Consider the following 17,418-nt stretch of genomic DNA (forward strand, 5'->3'; position numbering starts at 1 on the left):
TTCTCGAATAGGGACCCAGAGAGGGCCTGGATGAAAACTGCCGCTATCATTCTTGACGCACCGGGGCGTTTGGCACTGCGGGAAACCGCGCTGAACCCCATGGGCGCCGGGGATGTGCAGGTGGACATCCACTGGAGCGGGGTAAGCACCGGGACCGAGAAGCTGTTCTGGACCGGCAAGATGCCGAACTTTCCAGGCATGGGTTATCCCTTGGTGCCGGGCTACGAGTCGGTCGGCCGGGTGGTGGATGCCGGGGAGTCCGCCTCCTCGCGGATCGGTGAATGGGTCTTTGTCCCCGGCGCGAATTGCTACCGCGATGCGCGCGGGCTGTTCGGCGGATCGGCCAGGACCGTGATTCTCCCGTCAGCGCGGGCGCTACCGGTGTCGGAGGAACTCGGGCGCGAGGGCATCCTTTACGCGCTGGCGGCCACCGCACTTCATGCAATCGCGCATGGCGACGCACCCGAACTGATCGTCGGTCACGGTGTTCTGGGCCGGTTGCTGGCGCGGCTCGCGGTCGCATCCGGGGCCAAGCCGCCGGTGGTGTGGGACACCAATTCCCGGCGCCAGGCGGGCGCTCAGGGGTACGATGTAATCCATCCGGACGACGATGACCGCCGCGATTACCGCAACATCTACGACGTGAGTGGGGATGCGGCGTCCATCGAAAGTTTCATCGGCTGCCTCGCCAAGGGCGGGGAGCTGGTGCTGGCCGGGTTCTATACCCAGCCGATCAGCTTTGCCTTTCCCCCTGCGTTCCAGCGCGAAGCCCGTCTGCGGATTGCCGCCGAATGGCAGCCGGATGACCTTACCTCGGTCAACGCCCTGATCGGCACCGGGGCGCTCGACCTTACCGGGCTGATCACCAACGTCGAGCCCGCATCCAGCGCCGAAACGGCCTACCCCGCCGCCTTTGAAGATAGCGAGTGCCTCAAAATGGTGCTCGATTGGAGAGAAGCCGCATGAGCCTCGTTGATGTAGACAAGCTGCGCGAAGAAGCGGATCACGAACCCGATCCGGTCCACACCGGCGAGGTGAAGAGCGAAACGCAGGTCATCGCGATCTACGGCAAGGGTGGTTCGGGCAAGAGCTTCGCGCTGTCCAATCTCAGCTACATGATGGCCCAGCAGGGCAAGCGGGTCCTGCTGATCGGCTGCGATCCCAAGTCCGACACCACCAGCCTGCTGTTCGGCGGCAAGAGCTGCCCGACCATCATCGAAACGTCATCCCAGAAGAAACTGGCGGGCGAGGAAGTGTCGATCGAAGACGTCTGTTTCCAGCGCGACGGGGTGTTCGCGATGGAGCTTGGCGGACCCGAGGTTGGCCGCGGCTGCGGCGGGCGCGGGATCATTCACGGGTTCGAATTGCTGGAGAAACTTGGCTTCCACGAATGGGGCTTCGATTACGTCCTGCTCGATTTCCTCGGCGATGTGGTGTGCGGCGGCTTTGGCCTGCCGATCGCGCGCGACATGTGCCAGAAAGTCATCGTCGTCGGATCGAACGATCTGCAGTCGCTGTATGTGGCCAACAATGTCTGCAAGGCGGTCGAATATTTCCGCAAGATGGGCGGCAATGTCGGCGTGGCGGGCATGATCATCAACAAGGACGACGGCAGCGGCGAGGCGCAGGCGTTTGCCAAGGCTGTGGATATTCCGGTGCTCACCGCAATCCCGGCCAACGACGATATCCGCAAGAAGTCGGCGAATTACCAGATCATCGGCACGCCCGACAGCGAATGGGCCAGCCTGTTCGAGGAACTCGCGATCAACGTCGCGGAGGCTCCTCCCAAACAGCCGAAGCCGCTGGACCAGGACGGACTTCTGGGGCTGTTCTCGCCCGATCAGACCGGCGGCAATATCCAGCTCGTTCCGGCGACCCAGGCCGATATGCGCGGCGGCACCTTCGAACAGAAGCCGTCCCTCGAAGTGATTTACGACGAGGTATGACAGATGACTGACACCTCCGCCCCGACCAGACGCGCGCCAGACCGGATCGAAATCGCTCCGGCAGCACCGGCGGGCGCGGAAGGCAGCGGGTGCCACGGCGGTGCGGAAACGATGCGCGATGCCGCCAAGCAGGCGGGCAACACTGAAGTGCTCGACCGTTACGAAAAAGACTATCCGGTCGGCCCGCATGACCAACCGCAAAGCATGTGCCCCGCATTCGGTTCGCTGCGTGTCGGGCTGCGGATGCGGCGGACGGCCACGATCCTGTCGGGCTCGGCGTGCTGCGTATACGGCCTGACCTTCACCTCGCATTTCTACGGCGCGCGGCGCAGTGTCGGCTACGTTCCGTTCAGTTCCGAAACGCTTGTCACCGGCAAACTGTTCGAGGACATCAAGGAAGCCGTCGAACAGATGGCCGATCCCGAGAAATACGACACCATCGTGGTGACCAATCTTTGCGTGCCGACCGCCAGCGGCGTTCCGCTGCGGCTGCTGCCGAATTCGATCAACGGCGTCCGGGTGATCGGGATCGACGTGCCCGGCTTCGGGGTTCCGACCCATGCCGAGGCCAAGGATGTCCTGGCCGGCGCAATGCTCAAATTCGCTCGCCAGGAAGCTGAACAGGGCCCCGTGGCCGCACCGCGGGAACGGGCCGACAAACCTTCGGTGACGCTGCTGGGCGAAATGTTCCCCGCCGACCCCATCGGCATCGGCCAGATGCTCGCGCCGCTCGGGCTTGCTGCCGGACCGGTCGTGCCGACCCGCGAATGGCGCGAACTCTATGCCGCGCTCGACGGGGCGGTGATCGCGGCGATCCATCCGTTCTACACTGCCAGCGTCCGTGAATTCGAGGCTGCGGGCCGCAAGGTCATCGGCTCCGCGCCGGTCGGCCGGGATGGAACCGCCGCGTGGCTTCAGGCCATCGGCGAGGCCACCGGCGCCAGCGCAGACCAGATCGCCGCTGCCCAGAACGCCATCCTGCCTGCAATTACAGGCGCGCTCGCAGCCAAGCCGATCAGGGGCCGGATTACCGTATCAGGCTACGAAGGTTCGGAATTGCTGGTGGCCCGCCTGCTGATCGAAAGCGGCGCGGATGTGCCCTATGTTGGCACCGCCTGTCCCAGGACCAAGTGGTCCGACCCCGACCGCGAATGGCTGGAAGCCAAGGGCGTGCGGGTCAATTTCCGCGCCAGCCTGGAGCAGGATATCGCAGCGGTCGAGGAATTCGGACCCGATCTGTCCATCGGCACCACACCGGTGGTCCAGCACGCCAAGGCCAAGGGCACCCCGGCGCTGTATTTCACGAACCTCATTTCCGCCCGCCCGCTGATGGGTCCCGCCGGTGCTGGCAGCCTGGCGCAGGTCGTCAACGCCGCGCTCGCCAACAAGGCGCGCTTTGACCGGATGACGGAATTTTTCGAAGGCGTCGGCGAAGGCTACGCCAGCGGGATCTGGGAGGACACGCCGACCGACCGGCCGAAGTTCAAGCAGAAATACGCTGCCCAGAACGCGATGGCTGCGAAAGCGGCCGAGGCGGTTGGATCATGACGCTGATCATCGACCATGATCGGGCCGGCGGCTATTGGGGCGCGGTCTATGCGTTCACCGCGATCAAGGGATTGCAGGTGATCATCGATGGTCCAGTCGGGTGTGAAAACCTGCCGGTTACCTCTGTTCTCCATTACACCGACGGCCTGCCGCCGCACGAATTGCCGATCGTGGTGACCGGGCTGGGCGAGGAAGAGCTTGGCAAGACCGGCACCGAAGGCGCGATGCGCCGGGCCTGGCAAGCGCTCGATCCCGACCTGCCGGCCGTGGTCGTCACCGGGTCGATTGCCGAGATGATCGGCGGGGGTGTCACCCCCGAAGGGACCAATATCAAGCGGTTCCTGCCGCGCACGATCGACGAGGACCAGTGGCAGTCGGAAGATCGCGCCCTCTCCTGGCTGTGGACCGAATTCGGCCCCAAAAAAATGCCCGCGCCCAAGGTCCTGCAGGACGGCGACAAGCCCAAGGTCAACATCATCGGGCCATCCTATGGCATGTTCAACATGCCGTCCGACCTGGCCGAAATACGCCGGTTGATCGAAGGCATCGGCGCGGAAGTGAACATGGTCTTCCCGCTCGGCAGCCATCTGGCCGATATCCGCCAGTTGGCGAATGCCTCGGTCAATGTCTGCATGTACCGCGAATTCGGCCGCAATCTGTGCGAGCTGCTGGAGCGGCCCTATCTGCAGGCGCCGGTCGGGCTGAATTCGACCACATTGTTCCTGCGCCAATTGGGAGAAATGACCGGGCTCGATCCGGAACCGTTCATCACCAGGGAAAAGCACACCACGATCAAGCCCCTGTGGGACCTCTGGCGCTCCGTCACGCAGGACTTCTTCGGCACGGCCAATTTCGGGATCGTCGCCAACGAGACTTACGCACGAGGCATCCGCAATTTCCTTGAAAACGACATGGGCCTGCCGTGCGCCTTCGCTTTCAGCCGCAGCGCCGGGGTGAAGCCTGACAACCAGGCGGTGCGCGCAGCGATTTTCGAGCAGCTGCCGATGGTGGTGTTCGGCAGCTATAACGAGCGGATGTACATGGCGGAGGCCGGTTCTCGGGGAATCTTCATTCCCGCATCGTTCCCCGGTGCAGCCATCCGTCGCCATACCGGCACACCATACATGGGTTATTCCGGCGCGACCTACCTGGTGCAGGAAGTGTGCAATGCGCTGTTTGATGCGCTGTTTCACATCCTGCCTCTCTCGACCCAGATGGACGCGGGGGAAGCGACCCCGGCCCGGGACGATATCCAGCTGTCGTGGGACCAGGACGCGAAGGAAAAGCTCGACGCCATCGTCGAAGCGCAGCCGGTGCTGGTGCGGATTTCCGCCGCCAAGCGCCTGCGCGACGCTGCCGAGCGCCATGCGCGGCTCGCAGGCGAAAAACATGTGTCTGCCGACCGTTTGGCGGCAGCGCTCCTCAAGGGGGAAAACGCATGACGCGCCCCGGAAATTTGCCCGGCTGCGGCCTGGCATCCGCAACCTGGCCGGCCTTTTCGGGCGACCGGGCAATACCCGTGGGAGGCGCCTCTGGCGGCTTGCAGGGGGCTAAACTGGAGAAGGAATATGAGTGAGCATAACGACCGCTTCGGTCCGGGGGCTTATCTGACCCCGGAAGAAGCCAAGGAGTTTCACAAGATCTTTGTGAGCAGCTTCATCGCCTTCACCATCATCGCGATTATCGCGCATGTGTTGGTGTGGATGTGGCGTCCGTGGCTTCCTGGCGTAAATGGTTACGCGGCTTTGGACGACGGTGTGCGGATGGCTCAGGCCACCCTCATGCCGCTGTTAGGATAGGAGAACGACCATGTGGAGACTTTGGCTAATATTCGACCCACGTCGGACCCTCGTCGCCTTGGCGATCTTCCTGTTCGTCCTGGCGCTGCTGATCCATTTCATCCTGTTGAGCACTGATCGCTTCAACTGGATCGAAGGTCCCGGTGCTGCCGGTCCGGCCGCAACGGCCATGATCGAGCAGTCGGAACGACAAACCTGATCACGCCCCCAGTGGAGGTCACGGTGCGAGAGCACCGTGCCTCCCGCAGGGCCTGGCAGGGGTCAGGGTTCGAATTGTTACACAGGTCCGCCCTAGTCGGGCGGCACGGATGAGCGCGCAGGGGAAAAGCCATGTCGCTGTTAAGCTTCGAGAGAAAATATCGGGTCAGGGGCGGTACCCTGATCGGAGGTGACCTGTTCGATTTCTGGATCGGCCCGTTCTACGTCGGGTTTTTCGGGGTGGTCACAGCGATCTCCGCGATTCTCGGAACCGCGCTGATCTTTTACGCCGCGTCGCAGGGCCCAACGTGGAACCCGTGGCTCATATCCATCAATCCCCCCGACATCAGTTACGGTCTGGGCTTCGCGCCGCTCGCAGAGGGCGGTTTCTGGCAGGTCATCACGATCTGCGCGACGGTGGCCTTCGTTTCGTGGGCGCTGAGAGAGGTCGAGATCTGCCGCAAGCTGGGCATGGGCTACCATGTGCCCGTCGCGTTCGGCGTGGCGATCCTGGCCTATGTGACGCTGGTGATTTTCCGTCCGTTCCTGCTCGGGGCGTGGGGATTCGGATTCCCGTATGGCATTTTCAGCCACCTCGATTGGGTATCCAACACCGGGTACCAGTATGTGAATTTCCATTACAATCCGGCGCACATGATCGCGGTGTCGTTCTTCTTCGTCACCACCTTCGCGCTCGCGCTGCACGGCGCGCTGATCCTGTCCGCGGTCAATCCGAAGAAGGGCGAGGTCGTCAAGACGCCGGAATACGAAGATACGTTTTTCCGCGATTTCATCGGCTATTCGGTTGGCACGATCGGCATCCACCGCCTCGGCCTGTTCCTCGCGCTGAGCGCCGGGTTCTGGAGCGCGGTGTGCATCATCATCGCCGGGCCGCTGTACGCCGGCGGCTGGCCGGAATGGTGGGAATGGTGGCGCAACATTCCGATCTGGTCGTGAGGGGGTATAGATAATGGCACGCTATCAGAACATTTTCACGCAGGTTCAGCTGCAATACGCCCCCGAAATGGGTGTCCCGCTGCCTGCTGGTGACGAACGCCGGATCGACATGACCGGGTTCAGTTACTGGATGGGCAAGTTCGGCCAGGCGCAGATCGGACCGATCTACCTTGGCTGGCTCGGTCTTGCATCGATCCTGTTCGGGTTTCTCGCGATCGAGATCATCGGGCTCAACATGCTCGCCTCGGTCAATTGGGATCCGGTTGAATTCGTCCGCCAGTTCTTCTGGCTTTCGCTCAACCCTCCGGGCCCTGAATACGGCTTCACCCCGTTCGTCCCGCTCAAGGAAGGCGGCTGGTGGATCCTCGCCGGTTTCTTCCTGACGCTGTCGATCCTGCTGTGGTGGGTACGGACCTATCGGCGCGCCCGTGCGCTCGGCATGGGAACGCATGTGGCGTGGGCATTCCTCAGCGCGATCTGGCTCTACCTGGTGCTCGGCTTCATCCGGCCGTTCTTCATGGGCCAATGGTCGGAAGCGGTGCCGTTTGGCATCTTCCCGCACCTGGAATGGACCAACAATTTCTCGCTGCTTTACGGGAACCTGTTCTACAATCCGTTCCACGCGCTCTCGATCGTGTTCCTCTATGGTTCGGCGCTGCTGTTCGCAATGCACGGGGCGACCATCCTGGCGGTCGGCCGGTACGGCGGCGAGCGGGAACTGGAACAGATCACCGACCGCGGCACCGCGTCCGAACGGGCAGCCCTGTTCTGGCGCTGGACGATGGGCTTCAACGCCACGATGGAATCGATCCATCGCTGGGCGTGGTGGTTCGCGGTGCTGTGCACTCTCACCGGCGGGATCGGCATCCTGCTGACCGGCACGGTGGTGGACAATTGGTACCTGTGGGCGATTGAGCACCACTACGCACCGGAATACTGATCCGGCTTGCAGCAGGGGAAAGGCCCGGCCTGCCAAGGCCGGGCCTTTTGCGTGCCATATTGCGCGGCTTTGCCTTGGTTAGGAACGGCAAATCCTGAAAATCGCTGCTGGAACGTGGGCGCCAGACGGTCCCGTCAAGGCCCGACAAGCTTGGCAAAGGTCGCCAATACCTCTAGTCCCTGTCCATGCAAGCTGTCCAAAGCGAACCTGCCCTCAATTTTTGCCAAGCCTGCACGGTTCGCAACCGGTCAATCTGTGCCGATCTCGACGATCAGGAGATCTGCCTGCTCAACGCGATCGGCCGCCGCAAGACGATCGCGCCCGGAGAACAATTGCTGTGGGAAGGCGATGATGCCGTGCTGGTGGCCAATGTCATCGAAGGCGTGCTGAAGCTTTCGACCCAGACGGCGGAGGGCAAGGAACAGATCCTCGGGCTGGCCTACCCGTCCGACTTCCTCGGCCGACCGTTCGGCCAGACGACTCCGTATGGTGTCGAAGCCCTGACCGAGACCCAGGTTTGCATCTTCCAGCGTGCGGATTTCGACCGATTCTCTCGCGAGCATCCCAAGCTCGCGCATAAATTGCTCGAACGGACCCTGACGGAACTGGACCGCACCCGGCGCTGGATGCTCCTGCTGGGGCGGATGAATGCTGAACAGAAATTGGCCAGCTTCCTCGTCGAAACCACCGAGCGACTGGCGCCTGCGAACTGCAGTTTCGTGCCTTCCGACGGCCCGCAGACGATCGAGCTGCCCCTGTCACGGCAGCAGATTGCCGACGTGCTCGGCCTGACCATCGAAACGGTCAGCCGCCAATTCACCAAGATGAAGAACGACGGGTTGATCGACGTCTCCGGCCGAAGGGAAGTGACGGTCCTCCGGCCGAAGGAACTGGCCGAGCGCGCCAGCTAGGCGTGAAAGCACCTAGCCGGCTGCCTTGTCGGTGTACTGGTCGAACGCTTCCAGCGCCTGCGCCGCATACATCGCACTGGGTCCGGCGCCCATGTAGATCGCCAGCCCGAGTGTTTCCGCAATCTCCTCGCGGGTCGCCCCCTGCTTGCGCGCAGCTTCTACGTGGTAGGTAATGCAAGGATCGCAACGCACCGCGACCGAGATAGCGACCGCGAGCAGTTCCTTGGTCTTGGCGTCGAGCGCGCCGCCTTCATGCGCGGCGGCCGCCATTTCCCGGAAGCCTTTCATGACCCCCGGGGACCCGCGGTGCAGTTCCTTGATTGCGGGCAGAAGGCCCGCGGCCATTCCCGGCCAGTCCTTGAAGTTCGTATGTGCCATCATCGTTTCTCCGGATTGAATCGCGTCAGAAGCGGAAGGCCAGGCCGGCGCTGAGCACCCATGGATCGAGCCGGTGTTCCGTCTGGATCGCCACGGTGTTGCCGGCAAACCAGCGGGCGGTGGTGTCGATGAAGTACCGCTTGGCGTCTAGGCTGACGCCAAGCCCGCGGCTGTTCACCGGGATGTCCACGCCCGCCTGCAACGCGACGCCGAATTCGTTCGACAGGTCGAAATCGGTCACGCCGAGGGGGATGGTTGCCGCGCCGCGCTGTTCATCGATGAAGATGAAGTAGGCCGGACCCGCGCCGACATAGGGTTTGATCGCGCCAAGGTCGAAATGGTATTTCGCGGTGAAAGTCGCGGGGATCAGCTTGGCGTCGGACACCAGTTCCGCTCCGGGCAGGCCGGTGGTCCCGTCGACATCGTGCTGGGTCAGACAGCAGATCGTCTCGACCGAGAAATTATCGGTGAAGAAATATTCGACCGCGACCGTCGGGACGACATTGTCGTTGGCTGTCGTCTGGGTGTTCGCGGGCAGCCCAACGAGATCGGTTTCGAACTTGGTGATCTTGCCGTCCGGCAGCACCGCCGTAGCGAAGGCCTTGACCTGAACCGAACCGGCGCGGTCCTGCGCCATCGCGGTGCCCGATGCAGCCAGCGATCCGAGGGCGAAAATACACACGGCATGCAGCAGTTTCATTCTATTTTCCCGGCAACGCAGCGACTGCCCCTTGCAGCCCAGGTTTTTTGCGTTGCGGGGGACCTATTGGCCGCGTGTCCGCCGCAGATCATTGACGCAGATCAACCAAGTCCGCTGCGCCGCAACATGATATTTGCACGTGCGGAAATGTTGGGCGGTCCCCAGCCGTGTCCGGCCCCTGCATTGCCGGATGATCTATCTTTCGGCTTCTTGATCTGGATCAAAGCAGCTTTCCGCAGTGCACCATAGACCGCCGCAAACGGACGGAGATTATAATGCGAGCGGAAGCTGCACTTGGCCGAACAGGCCTGTGGTTGGGGATATTCCTGTTGTCGGTGATCGTCATGGCGACGGCGGCAGATTGGGGGTTCGCCGCGCACGCCACAATTGTCGCGGTAGTGGCCTTTGCGTTGATGGTGATGAGCGCGCTGCGCTTCGACCCGCTGGGCCGGGCGCAGGGATTCTTCCGGATGCCCGAAGGTCCCTCGCTCTACGATGACGATGTCGTCCGCTGGGGCGTGATCGCGACGATGTTCTGGGGTATGGCCGGGTTTCTTGCCGGACTGTTCATCGCCCTTCAGCTCGCTTTTCCGCAGCTCAACTTCGAACCCTACCTGAATTTCGGGCGCGTCAGGCCGCTCCACACCAGCGCGGTGATCTTCGCGTTCGGCGGCAATGCCCTGATCGCGACCAGCTTCTATGTCGTGCAGCGCACGTGCCGAACGCAATTGGCGTTCCCTGGTCTCGCGCGATTTGTGTTCTGGGGCTACCAGATGTTCATCGTGCTGGCGGCCAGCGGCTATCTGCTCGGGATCACCCAGTCCAAGGAATACGCCGAACCCGAATGGTATGTCGACTTGTGGCTGACCATCGTCTGGGTGTCCTATGCCGCGGTGTTCATCGGCACGCTGGTGCGTCGGCATGAACCGCATATCTACGTTGCCAACTGGTTCTACCTCGCGTTCATCCTGACGATTGCGATGCTCCATATCGTCAACAATCTGGCGGTGCCGATCAGCTTCCTCGGATCGCGCAGCTACAGCGCCTTTTCCGGGGTGCAGGACGCGCTGACGCAGTGGTGGTACGGCCATAACGCGGTCGGTTTCTTCCTGACCGCGGGCTTCCTGGCGATGATGTATTACTTCGTCCCCAAGCAGGCCGGCCGTCCGGTCTATTCCTACCGCCTCTCGATCATCCACTTCTGGTCGCTCATCTTCCTCTACATCTGGGCCGGTCCGCACCATCTGCATTACACCGCGCTGCCCGACTGGGCGCAGACGCTGGGTATGGTCTTCTCCGTCATGCTGTGGATGCCCAGCTGGGGCGGGATGATCAACGGGCTGATGACGCTCAACGGCGCGTGGGACAAGGTCCGCACCGATCCGATCATCCGGATGATGGTGATGGCGCTCGCGTTCTACGGCATGAGCACTTTCGAAGGGCCGATGCTGTCGATCAAGAGCGTCAACAGCCTGTCGCATTATACCGACTGGACCATCGGCCACGTCCATTCCGGCGCGCTTGGCTGGAATGGGATGATCACCTTCGCCTGCGTCTATTTCCTGGTGCCGCGCCTGTGGAAGCGGGAACGGATGTATTCGCTGCGGATGATCAACTGGCATTTCTGGCTGGCGACGGTCGGTATCGTTTTCTACGCTTCGAGCATGTGGGTGGCGGGCATCACCCAGGGCCTGATGTGGCGCGAATACGGACCCGACGGTTACCTCGTGAACAGCTTCGCCGACACGGTCGCCGCGCTCCACCCGATGTACATCATGCGCGCATCCGGCGGCCTCATGTATCTCGGCGGTGCGATAATCATGGCCTACAACTTCTGGATGACGGTGGCCGGGCACCAGCGCGACGAAGCGCCGATGACCGACGCCCCCTACGATCCGGACGCCGACCGTCCGATCGTCCAGCCCACCCCCAGCACCGTTCCGGCCGAATAAAGGGCGCACCCGATGACCAAACCCGCCAAAGAGCCCTTTGAAGGCCACAAGAAGCTGGAGCGCAACATCACCCTGCTGGCTGTGGCGACCTTCGTCACGGTCGCGATTGGCGGCCTGGTGGAGATCGCGCCGCTGTTCTGGATCGACAACACGATCGAGGAAGTGGAGGGGATGCGCCCCTATACCCCGCTGGAACAGGCGGGGCGCGATATCTATGTCCGCGAAGGCTGCTATTCCTGCCACAGCCAAATGATCCGTCCGTTCCGCGACGAGGTGGAGCGGTACGGCCACTACAGCCTCGCCGCCGAGAGCATGTACGACCACCCGTTCCAGTGGGGGTCCAAGCGGACCGGGCCGGACCTTGCCCGCGTGGGCGGTCGCTATTCCGATGAATGGCACGTCCAGCATCTGACCAATCCCCAGAGCGTGGTGCCGGAAAGCGTGATGCCGCAATACAGCTTCCTCGGCAAAACCGAGCTGGAGGTTCCCGATGCTTCCGCGCAGCTGACGGCGCTGCGCCGAGTCGGAGTGCCGTATTCGGACCGCGACATCCAGCTCGCGGCGGGCGATATCGAGATTCAGGCCGACCCCGACGCGGGAGGCGATGTCGCCGACTTCCAGCAGCGTTATCCCAAGGCGCAGGTGCGCGATTTCGATGGCGACCCTTCCCGCATCACGGAAATGGATGCGCTGGTGGCGTATCTCCAGATGCTGGGCACGCTGGTCGATTTCGGCAGCGCGGCGGCGCAGGAGGAACTGGCGCAGGAGAAAGGCCGGTGACCGCCTACGAAACCCTGCGCCACTTCGCCGACAGTTACGGACTGGTCGCCATGCTGGTCGTGTTCCTGACGCTGTGCCTGTGGCCGTTCCGGCCCGGGGCGAAACACCACAACCATTCCGCAGCGCACTCAATTTTCAAGGATGAACAGGATGGCCAATAGGCGCATCGACAAGCCCACCGGCACGGAAACGGTCGGCCACGAATGGGACGGGATCGAGGAACTCAATACCCCGCTCCCGCGGTGGTGGCTGTGGACGTTCTATCTGTGCATCATTTTCTCCGCCGGTTATGTCGTGGCCTATCCCGCCTGGCCGCTGGTCGAGAAGGGCACCGAAGGAGTGCTCGGCTGGACCAGCCGCGGACAGCTGGCGGACGAACTGGGCGCAGCTGACCTTGCCAAGGTCAGCGTGCGCGAGGCACTTGCCCGCACCCCGATCGAGCGGCTGCCGGAAGATAGCGCCCTGATGGCCCAGGCGGTTGCTGGCGGCCGGGCCGCGTTCAAGGTCAATTGCAGCCAATGCCATGGGTCCGGCGCAGCGGGCAGCCAGCTCCTCGGCTATCCCAATCTCAACGACGATGACTGGCTGTGGGGCGGTGATCCGCGCGCCATCGAATACACGCTGGTGCACGGCATCCGCCAGGCGGGGGACGACGAAACCCGGTTCAGTGCCATGCCCCCGTTCGCCGGTGCGTTCGAGCCGGCCCAGCTCGACGCCCTGATCACCCATGTCCTGTCGCTCAGCGGCAAGGCGCAGCCCAACCCGGCCGGTGCCCAGACCTTCGCGGACAATTGTGCCGCCTGTCACGGACCGCAAGGGGAGGGCAGCCGCGATGTCGGTGCGCCGCGCCTGAACGACGCTATCTGGCTGCGCGGCAGCAGCCGCGATGATCTGCGCGCGCAGATTCTCAATCCGAAAATGGGCGTCATGCCGAAGTGGGAAGGCCGCCTCGATCCGGTGACGATCCGGATGCTCACTGCCTATGTGCACTCGCTGGGCGGCGGCGAAGACTTCGTGGAGGTTGCCGCTGATCCGGCGGTCGATGTCGATGCACAACCTTAGCACCGCGCCAGAACCTGGCGAAGCGGAGCGCGATCCCCAGCCGGAAAAGCTCTACGAAGCGCGTGCGGCGGTCCATAACAAACGGATCGACGGGCCGTTCCGCCGGTTCAAATGGTTCGTCATGCTGGTCACGCTGGGGATCTATTACGTCACCCCCTGGCTGCGCTGGGACCGTGGACCCTATGCGCCCGACCAGGCCGTTCTGGTCGATATGGCGAACCGGCGGTTCTACATGTTCGGGATCGAGATCTGGCCGCACGAATTTTATTTCGTCGCCGGATTGTTGATCATGGCCGGGATTGGGCTGTTCCTCATCACCAGCGCCGTCGGGCGCGCATGGTGCGGATACGCCTGCCCGCAAACCGTGTGGACCGACCTGTTCCAGCACGTCGATCGGTTCGTGGACGGGGACCGTAACGCCCGCGTCCGCCTCGACGCCGCGCCGTGGACCTGGGGCAAGGTGACGCGCCGCGCCTTCAAATGGTCGCTTTACGCGGTGATCGGGTTCGCCACGGGCGGCGCGTGGATCCTTTATTTTGCCGACGCACCGACGCTGCTGCGCGATTTCTTTACCGGCCAGGCCGCGTCGATCGCCTATATCACCGTAGCCGTCCTGACCCTGACCACGGTCACCCTGGGCGGGTTCATGCGCGAACAGGTGTGCATCTACATGTGCCCGTGGCCGCGCATCCAGACCGCGATGCTCGACGAGAAATCGCTCATGGTCACCTACAAGGATTGGCGCGGCGAACCGCGTGGTAGCGTCAAGAAGGCGCAGAAAAATCCCGGTGAGTTCGGCGACTGCATCGACTGCATGCAATGTGTTGCGGTCTGCCCGACGGGCATCGACATCCGCGAAGGCGCGCAGATCGGGTGCATCACCTGCGCCTTGTGCATCGACGCCTGCGACAAGGTAATGGCCGAAGTCGGCCGCCCGCGCGGCCTGATCGACTACGCGACGCTGGAGGATTGCGAGCGCGAGGCACGGGGCGAAACGCCGCGTCCGCCGTGGCGCACGCTGCTCCGGCCACGGATCATCGCCTATACCCTGATCTGGGCCAGCATCGGGCTAGGCCTGCTGTTCGCGCTCGGGGTGCGCAGCCATACCGACCTGACAGTCTCGCCGGACCGCAATCCACCCTTCATGCTGATGAGCGACGGGTCGGTGCGCAATTCCTTCACGCTCAAGCTGCGCAACATGGAAAGCCGCCCGCGCGACATGGAGATCGCCGTCGAAGGCCTGCTCGGTGCGGTCATGTGGTCCGACACGACGCGGCGGGAAGATGCTGCTGCGACCCAGATCGTGAACGTCGCGGCGGACCAGACCCAAACCGTGCGGGCCTATGTGATGGCACCCGGCGGAACCCCGGCGCAGGACTTCGCCTTCCGCATAACTTCGCAGGACGAGCAGCGGGAAACCGACACCGTGGAAACCCGCTTCTCCGCGCCGGGAGACCAACCATGAAAACCGAATTTACCGGGCGGCACATGTGGGCGGTGATGATTTGCGGGTTCGGCGTGGTCATCGCGGTGAATTTCTTCATGGCGACGCTGGCGGTTCGCGGATTCGGCGGGGTGGTGGTCGAAAACTCTTACGTCGCGAGCCAGAATTTCAACGGCTGGCTGAGCGCCGCGCGGGAGCAGGAGCGGCTCGGCTGGTCGGCAGAGGCGGTGCGGCAGGCCGGCGGCAATGTCCGGATCGTCACCACCGGCGTTCCCGGCGGCGCGGAGGTGTCGGTGAAGTTTCGCCGTCCCCTGGGTCAGCCCGAGACGATCGACCTCGGCTTCGATTCCGTCACCCCCGGTGAGTATGTCTCGTCGGTGCCGGTACCCGCGGGCCGGTGGATCGCCCGGATCGAAATCACGGCGGCGGACGAGCGCTGGACCGAGGAAGTTCGCATCGAATGAACGCGCCTGCAATCCTCGATCCGGCAAATTCCGTGGCGCTGGTCGATACCCGCCTGACCGTGCCCGGCATGCGCTGCGCCGGCTGCATCGCGAAGATCGAACGCGGGCTTGGCGGCGTGGACGGGGTGGCCAGCGCAAGGGTGAATTTCTCCGCCCGCCGCGTGGCGGTCAGCCATGATCCAGCCCTGACGGAAGAGGCGCTGGTCGAGGAACTTCGCCAACTGGGCTTTGAAGCGCAGGCGGTGGCGGCCAACCCCTTGGCGCAGGATGACCGTGAAAGCCGGACCCTGCTACGCGCACTGGCGGTGGCCGGGTTCGGGATGATGAACATCATGCTGCTGTCGGTCAGCGTGTGGTCGGGAGCGGGCGGGGTCACGCGCGATCTGTTCCACTGGTTGTCGGCGATTATCGCAGTGCCGGTCATCCTCTATTCCGGGCGGCCGTTCTTTGCATCCGCAGCGATGGCGTTGCGTTATCGCCGGACCAACATGGATGTGCCGATCTCCATCGGGGTGCTGCTGGCGGCGGCTCTCAGCCTGTACGAGACGGTCACCGGCGGCGAGCATGCCTATTTCGACAGCGCCGTCATGCTGCTGTTCTTCCTGCTCGCCGGGCGCGCGCTGGATGCGGCGATGCGCAACCGGACCCGGGCCGGGATCGGAGCGTTGCTGGGCCGCATGGGCCGCAGCGCCGGGGTGGTGCAGGCGGACGGTTCCATCCTGCGGCTGAAAGCGGAAGACCTGCGCCCGGGCATGGTGATGCTGGTCGCCGCCGGGGAGGTGCTGGCGGCTGACGGGGTGCTGGAAAGCCCGCGCGGCACCATCGACAACGCCATGCTGACCGGGGAAAGCACCCCTGAACACGTGGTGACCGGCGACCTCGTCCACGCCGGCACGGTCAATTTGATGGAGCCGATCGAGGTCCGCATCACGCAGACCGGCAGCGACACCGCGCTGGCGGAGATAGCCCGCTTGATGGACGAGGCGGGCCAATCGCGCAGCCGCTATGTCCGGATTGCCGACCGCGCTTCCCGCCTTTATGCACCGGCGGTGCATTCGCTCGCGGCGCTGGCCTTCGCCGGCTGGATGATTGCGGGGGCGGGGTGGCACCAGTCGCTGGTGATCGCGATCGCGGTGCTGATCATTACCTGCCCCTGCGCGATGGGCCTTGCTGTGCCCGCTGCGCAAGTGGTCGCTTCCGGTGCGCTCATTCGGCGCGGACTGCTGGTCAAGGACGGTAGCGCGCTGGAGCGGTTGGCGGAGGTCGACACGGTAATCTTCGACAAGACCGGCACCCTCACGCTGGGGGATTTGCGCGCGGACGTTGGCGGTATCGGAGGTCGCGACGCTGAAATCGCGCTCGCGCTGGCGCAGGCAAGCCGCCACCCTCTCAGCGTCGGGCTCGCCCGGTCGCTCACCGCCGCCGGGTTCAAACCAGCAGCTGTCACGGAAATTCGCGAAACCGGGGGGATCGGTGTGACTGGACAGTGTGACGGCGTTGACGTCGCGCTCGAGCGGCCTGAAGCCTCTGCCGATCGCCCGCAGGTGAGCCTGCGCATCGGCGATCGTAGCTCGTTGATCACCTTTGCCGACCAGCTGCGCTCCGACGCGAAGCAAGCGGTCGCGGCGCTCGCGGCGATGGGGCTCGATGCCGGCATCCTGTCGGGAGACGGCGAGACTGCGGTTGCTCAGGTGTCCCGAACGCTCGGCATTCCCGGCAGCGGCGGTGTGAGCCCGGCGGGCAAACTGGCGGCGCTTGACAACCTCCGGCGCAGCGGCGGCTTCCCCCTGATGGTCGGCGACGGTCTCAATGACGGTCCTGCGCTGGCGGCGGCGCATGCGTCGATCGCTCCGGCCTCCGCGAGCGATGCGAGCCAGCAAGCCGCCGACGCGGTCTTCATCGGCGAGAAACTCATGCCGGTGGTCCTCGCCGTCCGGGTTGCCCGCCGCACGATGCAGATCGTCCGACAGAACTTTGTCTTTGCAATCGGGTATAATGTGCTGGCGGTGCCGCTGGCGCTTGCGGGGATCGTAACCCCGCTGATCGCCGCCGTCGCCATGTCGCTGAGTTCGCTGGTGGTCGTCGGCAATTCGCTGCGGCTGGCTCGCGCGGCTCGGGACCCGGTGTCTTGAGTGTTCTCGCCTATCTGATCCCCGTAGCGCTCGGCATGGGCGGGGCCGGTCTGGCACTGTTTTTCTGGGCCATGCGGGACGGCCAATTCGATGATATGGAAGGCGCTGCCAACCGCATCCTGATTGACGACGATGGCGACGGACCTGGCAAATGAGCGGCGCTGGCCTGGCCCTTGTCGCATTGCTCCCGCTCGCCTTCGGGACGAT

At 63.8% G+C, this 17,418-nt stretch carries 19 protein-coding genes; 17 read left to right on the forward strand and 2 right to left on the reverse strand.

The window, feature by feature from the left end:
• Positions 1-30: 30 nt before the first annotated feature.
• The 9 genes from bchC (at position 31) to GRI65_RS13965 (ending at position 8,299) form a co-directional block, all read left to right on the forward strand.
• A complete protein-coding gene (gene bchC, locus GRI65_RS13925; protein ID WP_160757196.1) occupies positions 31-966 on the forward strand; it encodes a chlorophyll synthesis pathway protein BchC in 936 nt (311 codons plus the stop codon).
• Entirely contained in the window at positions 963-1,946 is a 984-nt protein-coding gene (locus GRI65_RS13930) for a chlorophyllide a reductase iron protein subunit X (RefSeq protein WP_160757197.1), read from the forward strand. The genes bchC and GRI65_RS13930 overlap by 4 nt, the downstream gene beginning before the upstream one ends.
• A gap of 3 nt (positions 1,947-1,949) precedes the next feature.
• A complete protein-coding gene (gene bchY, locus GRI65_RS13935; RefSeq protein ID WP_160757198.1) occupies positions 1,950-3,494 on the forward strand; it encodes a chlorophyllide a reductase subunit Y in 1,545 nt (514 codons plus the stop codon).
• Positions 3,491-4,936 (forward strand): chlorophyllide a reductase subunit Z, encoded by a 1,446-nt coding sequence (gene bchZ / locus GRI65_RS13940; RefSeq protein ID WP_160757199.1) that lies wholly within the window; start codon positions 3,491-3,493, stop codon positions 4,934-4,936. Before bchY ends, bchZ begins: the two co-directional genes overlap by 4 nt.
• A gap of 126 nt (positions 4,937-5,062) precedes the next feature.
• Positions 5,063-5,293: a light-harvesting antenna LH1, beta subunit gene (gene pufB, locus GRI65_RS13945; protein ID WP_160757200.1), complete on the forward strand. Its 231-nt coding sequence runs from the start codon at positions 5,063-5,065 to the stop codon at positions 5,291-5,293.
• A 10-nt stretch (positions 5,294-5,303) separates the two neighbouring features.
• On the forward strand, positions 5,304-5,492 hold the full coding sequence (pufA, locus tag GRI65_RS13950; RefSeq protein ID WP_160757201.1) for a light-harvesting antenna LH1, alpha subunit: 189 nt from the start codon (positions 5,304-5,306) through the stop codon (positions 5,490-5,492).
• 131 nt (positions 5,493-5,623) lie between these two features.
• On the forward strand, positions 5,624-6,448 hold the full coding sequence (gene pufL, locus GRI65_RS13955; RefSeq protein WP_160757202.1) for a photosynthetic reaction center subunit L: 825 nt from the start codon (positions 5,624-5,626) through the stop codon (positions 6,446-6,448).
• 13 nt (positions 6,449-6,461) lie between these two features.
• On the forward strand, positions 6,462-7,388 hold the full coding sequence (gene pufM / locus GRI65_RS13960; RefSeq protein ID WP_160757203.1) for a photosynthetic reaction center subunit M: 927 nt from the start codon (positions 6,462-6,464) through the stop codon (positions 7,386-7,388).
• Positions 7,389-7,573: 185 nt separating this feature from the next.
• The gene (locus GRI65_RS13965) at positions 7,574-8,299 is read left to right on the forward strand and encodes a Crp/Fnr family transcriptional regulator (protein WP_160757204.1); all 726 of its coding nucleotides are present in this window, start codon (positions 7,574-7,576) and stop codon (positions 8,297-8,299) included.
• 12 nt (positions 8,300-8,311) lie between these two features.
• Here the strand turns inward: GRI65_RS13965 and GRI65_RS13970 are convergent, their stop codons facing one another.
• The gene (locus tag GRI65_RS13970; protein WP_160757205.1) at positions 8,312-8,677 is read right to left on the reverse strand and encodes a carboxymuconolactone decarboxylase family protein; all 366 of its coding nucleotides are present in this window, start codon (positions 8,675-8,677) and stop codon (positions 8,312-8,314) included.
• Positions 8,678-8,702: 25 nt separating this feature from the next.
• Positions 8,703-9,377: an OmpW/AlkL family protein gene (locus GRI65_RS13975; protein ID WP_160757206.1), complete on the reverse strand. Its 675-nt coding sequence runs from the start codon at positions 9,375-9,377 to the stop codon at positions 8,703-8,705.
• Positions 9,378-9,652: 275 nt separating this feature from the next.
• Here GRI65_RS13975 and ccoN point away from each other — a divergent pair, with 275 nt between their 5' ends.
• From ccoN to ccoS, 8 genes are read left to right on the forward strand one after another with little or no spacing between them, the layout of a single operon-like run.
• A complete protein-coding gene (gene ccoN, locus GRI65_RS13980; RefSeq protein ID WP_160757207.1) occupies positions 9,653-11,329 on the forward strand; it encodes a cytochrome-c oxidase, cbb3-type subunit I in 1,677 nt (558 codons plus the stop codon).
• A gap of 12 nt (positions 11,330-11,341) precedes the next feature.
• Positions 11,342-12,109, forward strand: a complete 768-nt coding sequence (gene ccoO, locus GRI65_RS13985) for a cytochrome-c oxidase, cbb3-type subunit II (RefSeq protein ID WP_160757208.1) — start codon at positions 11,342-11,344, stop codon at positions 12,107-12,109.
• Positions 12,106-12,270, forward strand: a complete 165-nt coding sequence (locus tag GRI65_RS13990; RefSeq protein ID WP_160757209.1) for a cbb3-type cytochrome c oxidase subunit 3 — start codon at positions 12,106-12,108, stop codon at positions 12,268-12,270. The genes ccoO and GRI65_RS13990 overlap by 4 nt, the downstream gene beginning before the upstream one ends.
• Positions 12,260-13,171 (forward strand): cytochrome-c oxidase, cbb3-type subunit III, encoded by a 912-nt coding sequence (ccoP, locus tag GRI65_RS13995; protein WP_160757210.1) that lies wholly within the window; start codon positions 12,260-12,262, stop codon positions 13,169-13,171. The genes GRI65_RS13990 and ccoP overlap by 11 nt, the downstream gene beginning before the upstream one ends.
• A complete protein-coding gene (gene ccoG, locus GRI65_RS14000; protein WP_160757211.1) occupies positions 13,158-14,636 on the forward strand; it encodes a cytochrome c oxidase accessory protein CcoG in 1,479 nt (492 codons plus the stop codon). The genes ccoP and ccoG overlap by 14 nt, the downstream gene beginning before the upstream one ends.
• On the forward strand, positions 14,633-15,079 hold the full coding sequence (locus tag GRI65_RS14005; RefSeq protein WP_160757212.1) for a FixH family protein: 447 nt from the start codon (positions 14,633-14,635) through the stop codon (positions 15,077-15,079). The genes ccoG and GRI65_RS14005 overlap by 4 nt, the downstream gene beginning before the upstream one ends.
• Positions 15,076-17,211 (forward strand): heavy metal translocating P-type ATPase, encoded by a 2,136-nt coding sequence (locus GRI65_RS14010; RefSeq protein WP_160757213.1) that lies wholly within the window; start codon positions 15,076-15,078, stop codon positions 17,209-17,211. Before GRI65_RS14005 ends, GRI65_RS14010 begins: the two co-directional genes overlap by 4 nt.
• The gene (ccoS, locus tag GRI65_RS14015) at positions 17,208-17,366 is read left to right on the forward strand and encodes a cbb3-type cytochrome oxidase assembly protein CcoS (protein WP_160757214.1); all 159 of its coding nucleotides are present in this window, start codon (positions 17,208-17,210) and stop codon (positions 17,364-17,366) included. Before GRI65_RS14010 ends, ccoS begins: the two co-directional genes overlap by 4 nt.
• Positions 17,367-17,418 lie beyond the last annotated feature (52 nt).

This window comes from Allopontixanthobacter sediminis (assembly GCF_009828115.1).
Classification (GTDB): Bacteria; Pseudomonadota; Alphaproteobacteria; order Sphingomonadales; family Sphingomonadaceae; genus Allopontixanthobacter; species Allopontixanthobacter sediminis.

Coding starts and splice junctions, on each gene's coding strand:
- pufL (WP_160757202.1), top strand. CDS start 5,624: ATGTCGCTGTTAAGCTTCGAGAGAAAATATCGGGTCAGGGGCGGTACC.
- ccoP (WP_160757210.1), top strand. CDS start 12,260: ATGGCCAATAGGCGCATCGACAAGCCCACCGGCACGGAAACGGTCGGC.
- GRI65_RS14010 (WP_160757213.1), top strand. CDS start 15,076: ATGAACGCGCCTGCAATCCTCGATCCGGCAAATTCCGTGGCGCTGGTC.
- bchZ (WP_160757199.1), top strand. CDS start 3,491: ATGACGCTGATCATCGACCATGATCGGGCCGGCGGCTATTGGGGCGCG.
- pufA (WP_160757201.1), top strand. CDS start 5,304: ATGTGGAGACTTTGGCTAATATTCGACCCACGTCGGACCCTCGTCGCC.
- GRI65_RS13970 (WP_160757205.1), bottom strand. CDS start 8,677: ATGGCACATACGAACTTCAAGGACTGGCCGGGAATGGCCGCGGGCCTT.
- bchY (WP_160757198.1), top strand. CDS start 1,950: ATGACTGACACCTCCGCCCCGACCAGACGCGCGCCAGACCGGATCGAA.
- ccoO (WP_160757208.1), top strand. CDS start 11,342: ATGACCAAACCCGCCAAAGAGCCCTTTGAAGGCCACAAGAAGCTGGAG.
- pufB (WP_160757200.1), top strand. CDS start 5,063: ATGAGTGAGCATAACGACCGCTTCGGTCCGGGGGCTTATCTGACCCCG.
- GRI65_RS13965 (WP_160757204.1), top strand. CDS start 7,574: ATGCAAGCTGTCCAAAGCGAACCTGCCCTCAATTTTTGCCAAGCCTGC.
- bchC (WP_160757196.1), top strand. CDS start 31: ATGAAAACTGCCGCTATCATTCTTGACGCACCGGGGCGTTTGGCACTG.
- GRI65_RS13930 (WP_160757197.1), top strand. CDS start 963: ATGAGCCTCGTTGATGTAGACAAGCTGCGCGAAGAAGCGGATCACGAA.
- GRI65_RS14005 (WP_160757212.1), top strand. CDS start 14,633: ATGAAAACCGAATTTACCGGGCGGCACATGTGGGCGGTGATGATTTGC.
- ccoN (WP_160757207.1), top strand. CDS start 9,653: ATGCGAGCGGAAGCTGCACTTGGCCGAACAGGCCTGTGGTTGGGGATA.
- pufM (WP_160757203.1), top strand. CDS start 6,462: ATGGCACGCTATCAGAACATTTTCACGCAGGTTCAGCTGCAATACGCC.
- GRI65_RS13975 (WP_160757206.1), bottom strand. CDS start 9,377: ATGAAACTGCTGCATGCCGTGTGTATTTTCGCCCTCGGATCGCTGGCT.
- ccoG (WP_160757211.1), top strand. CDS start 13,158: ATGCACAACCTTAGCACCGCGCCAGAACCTGGCGAAGCGGAGCGCGAT.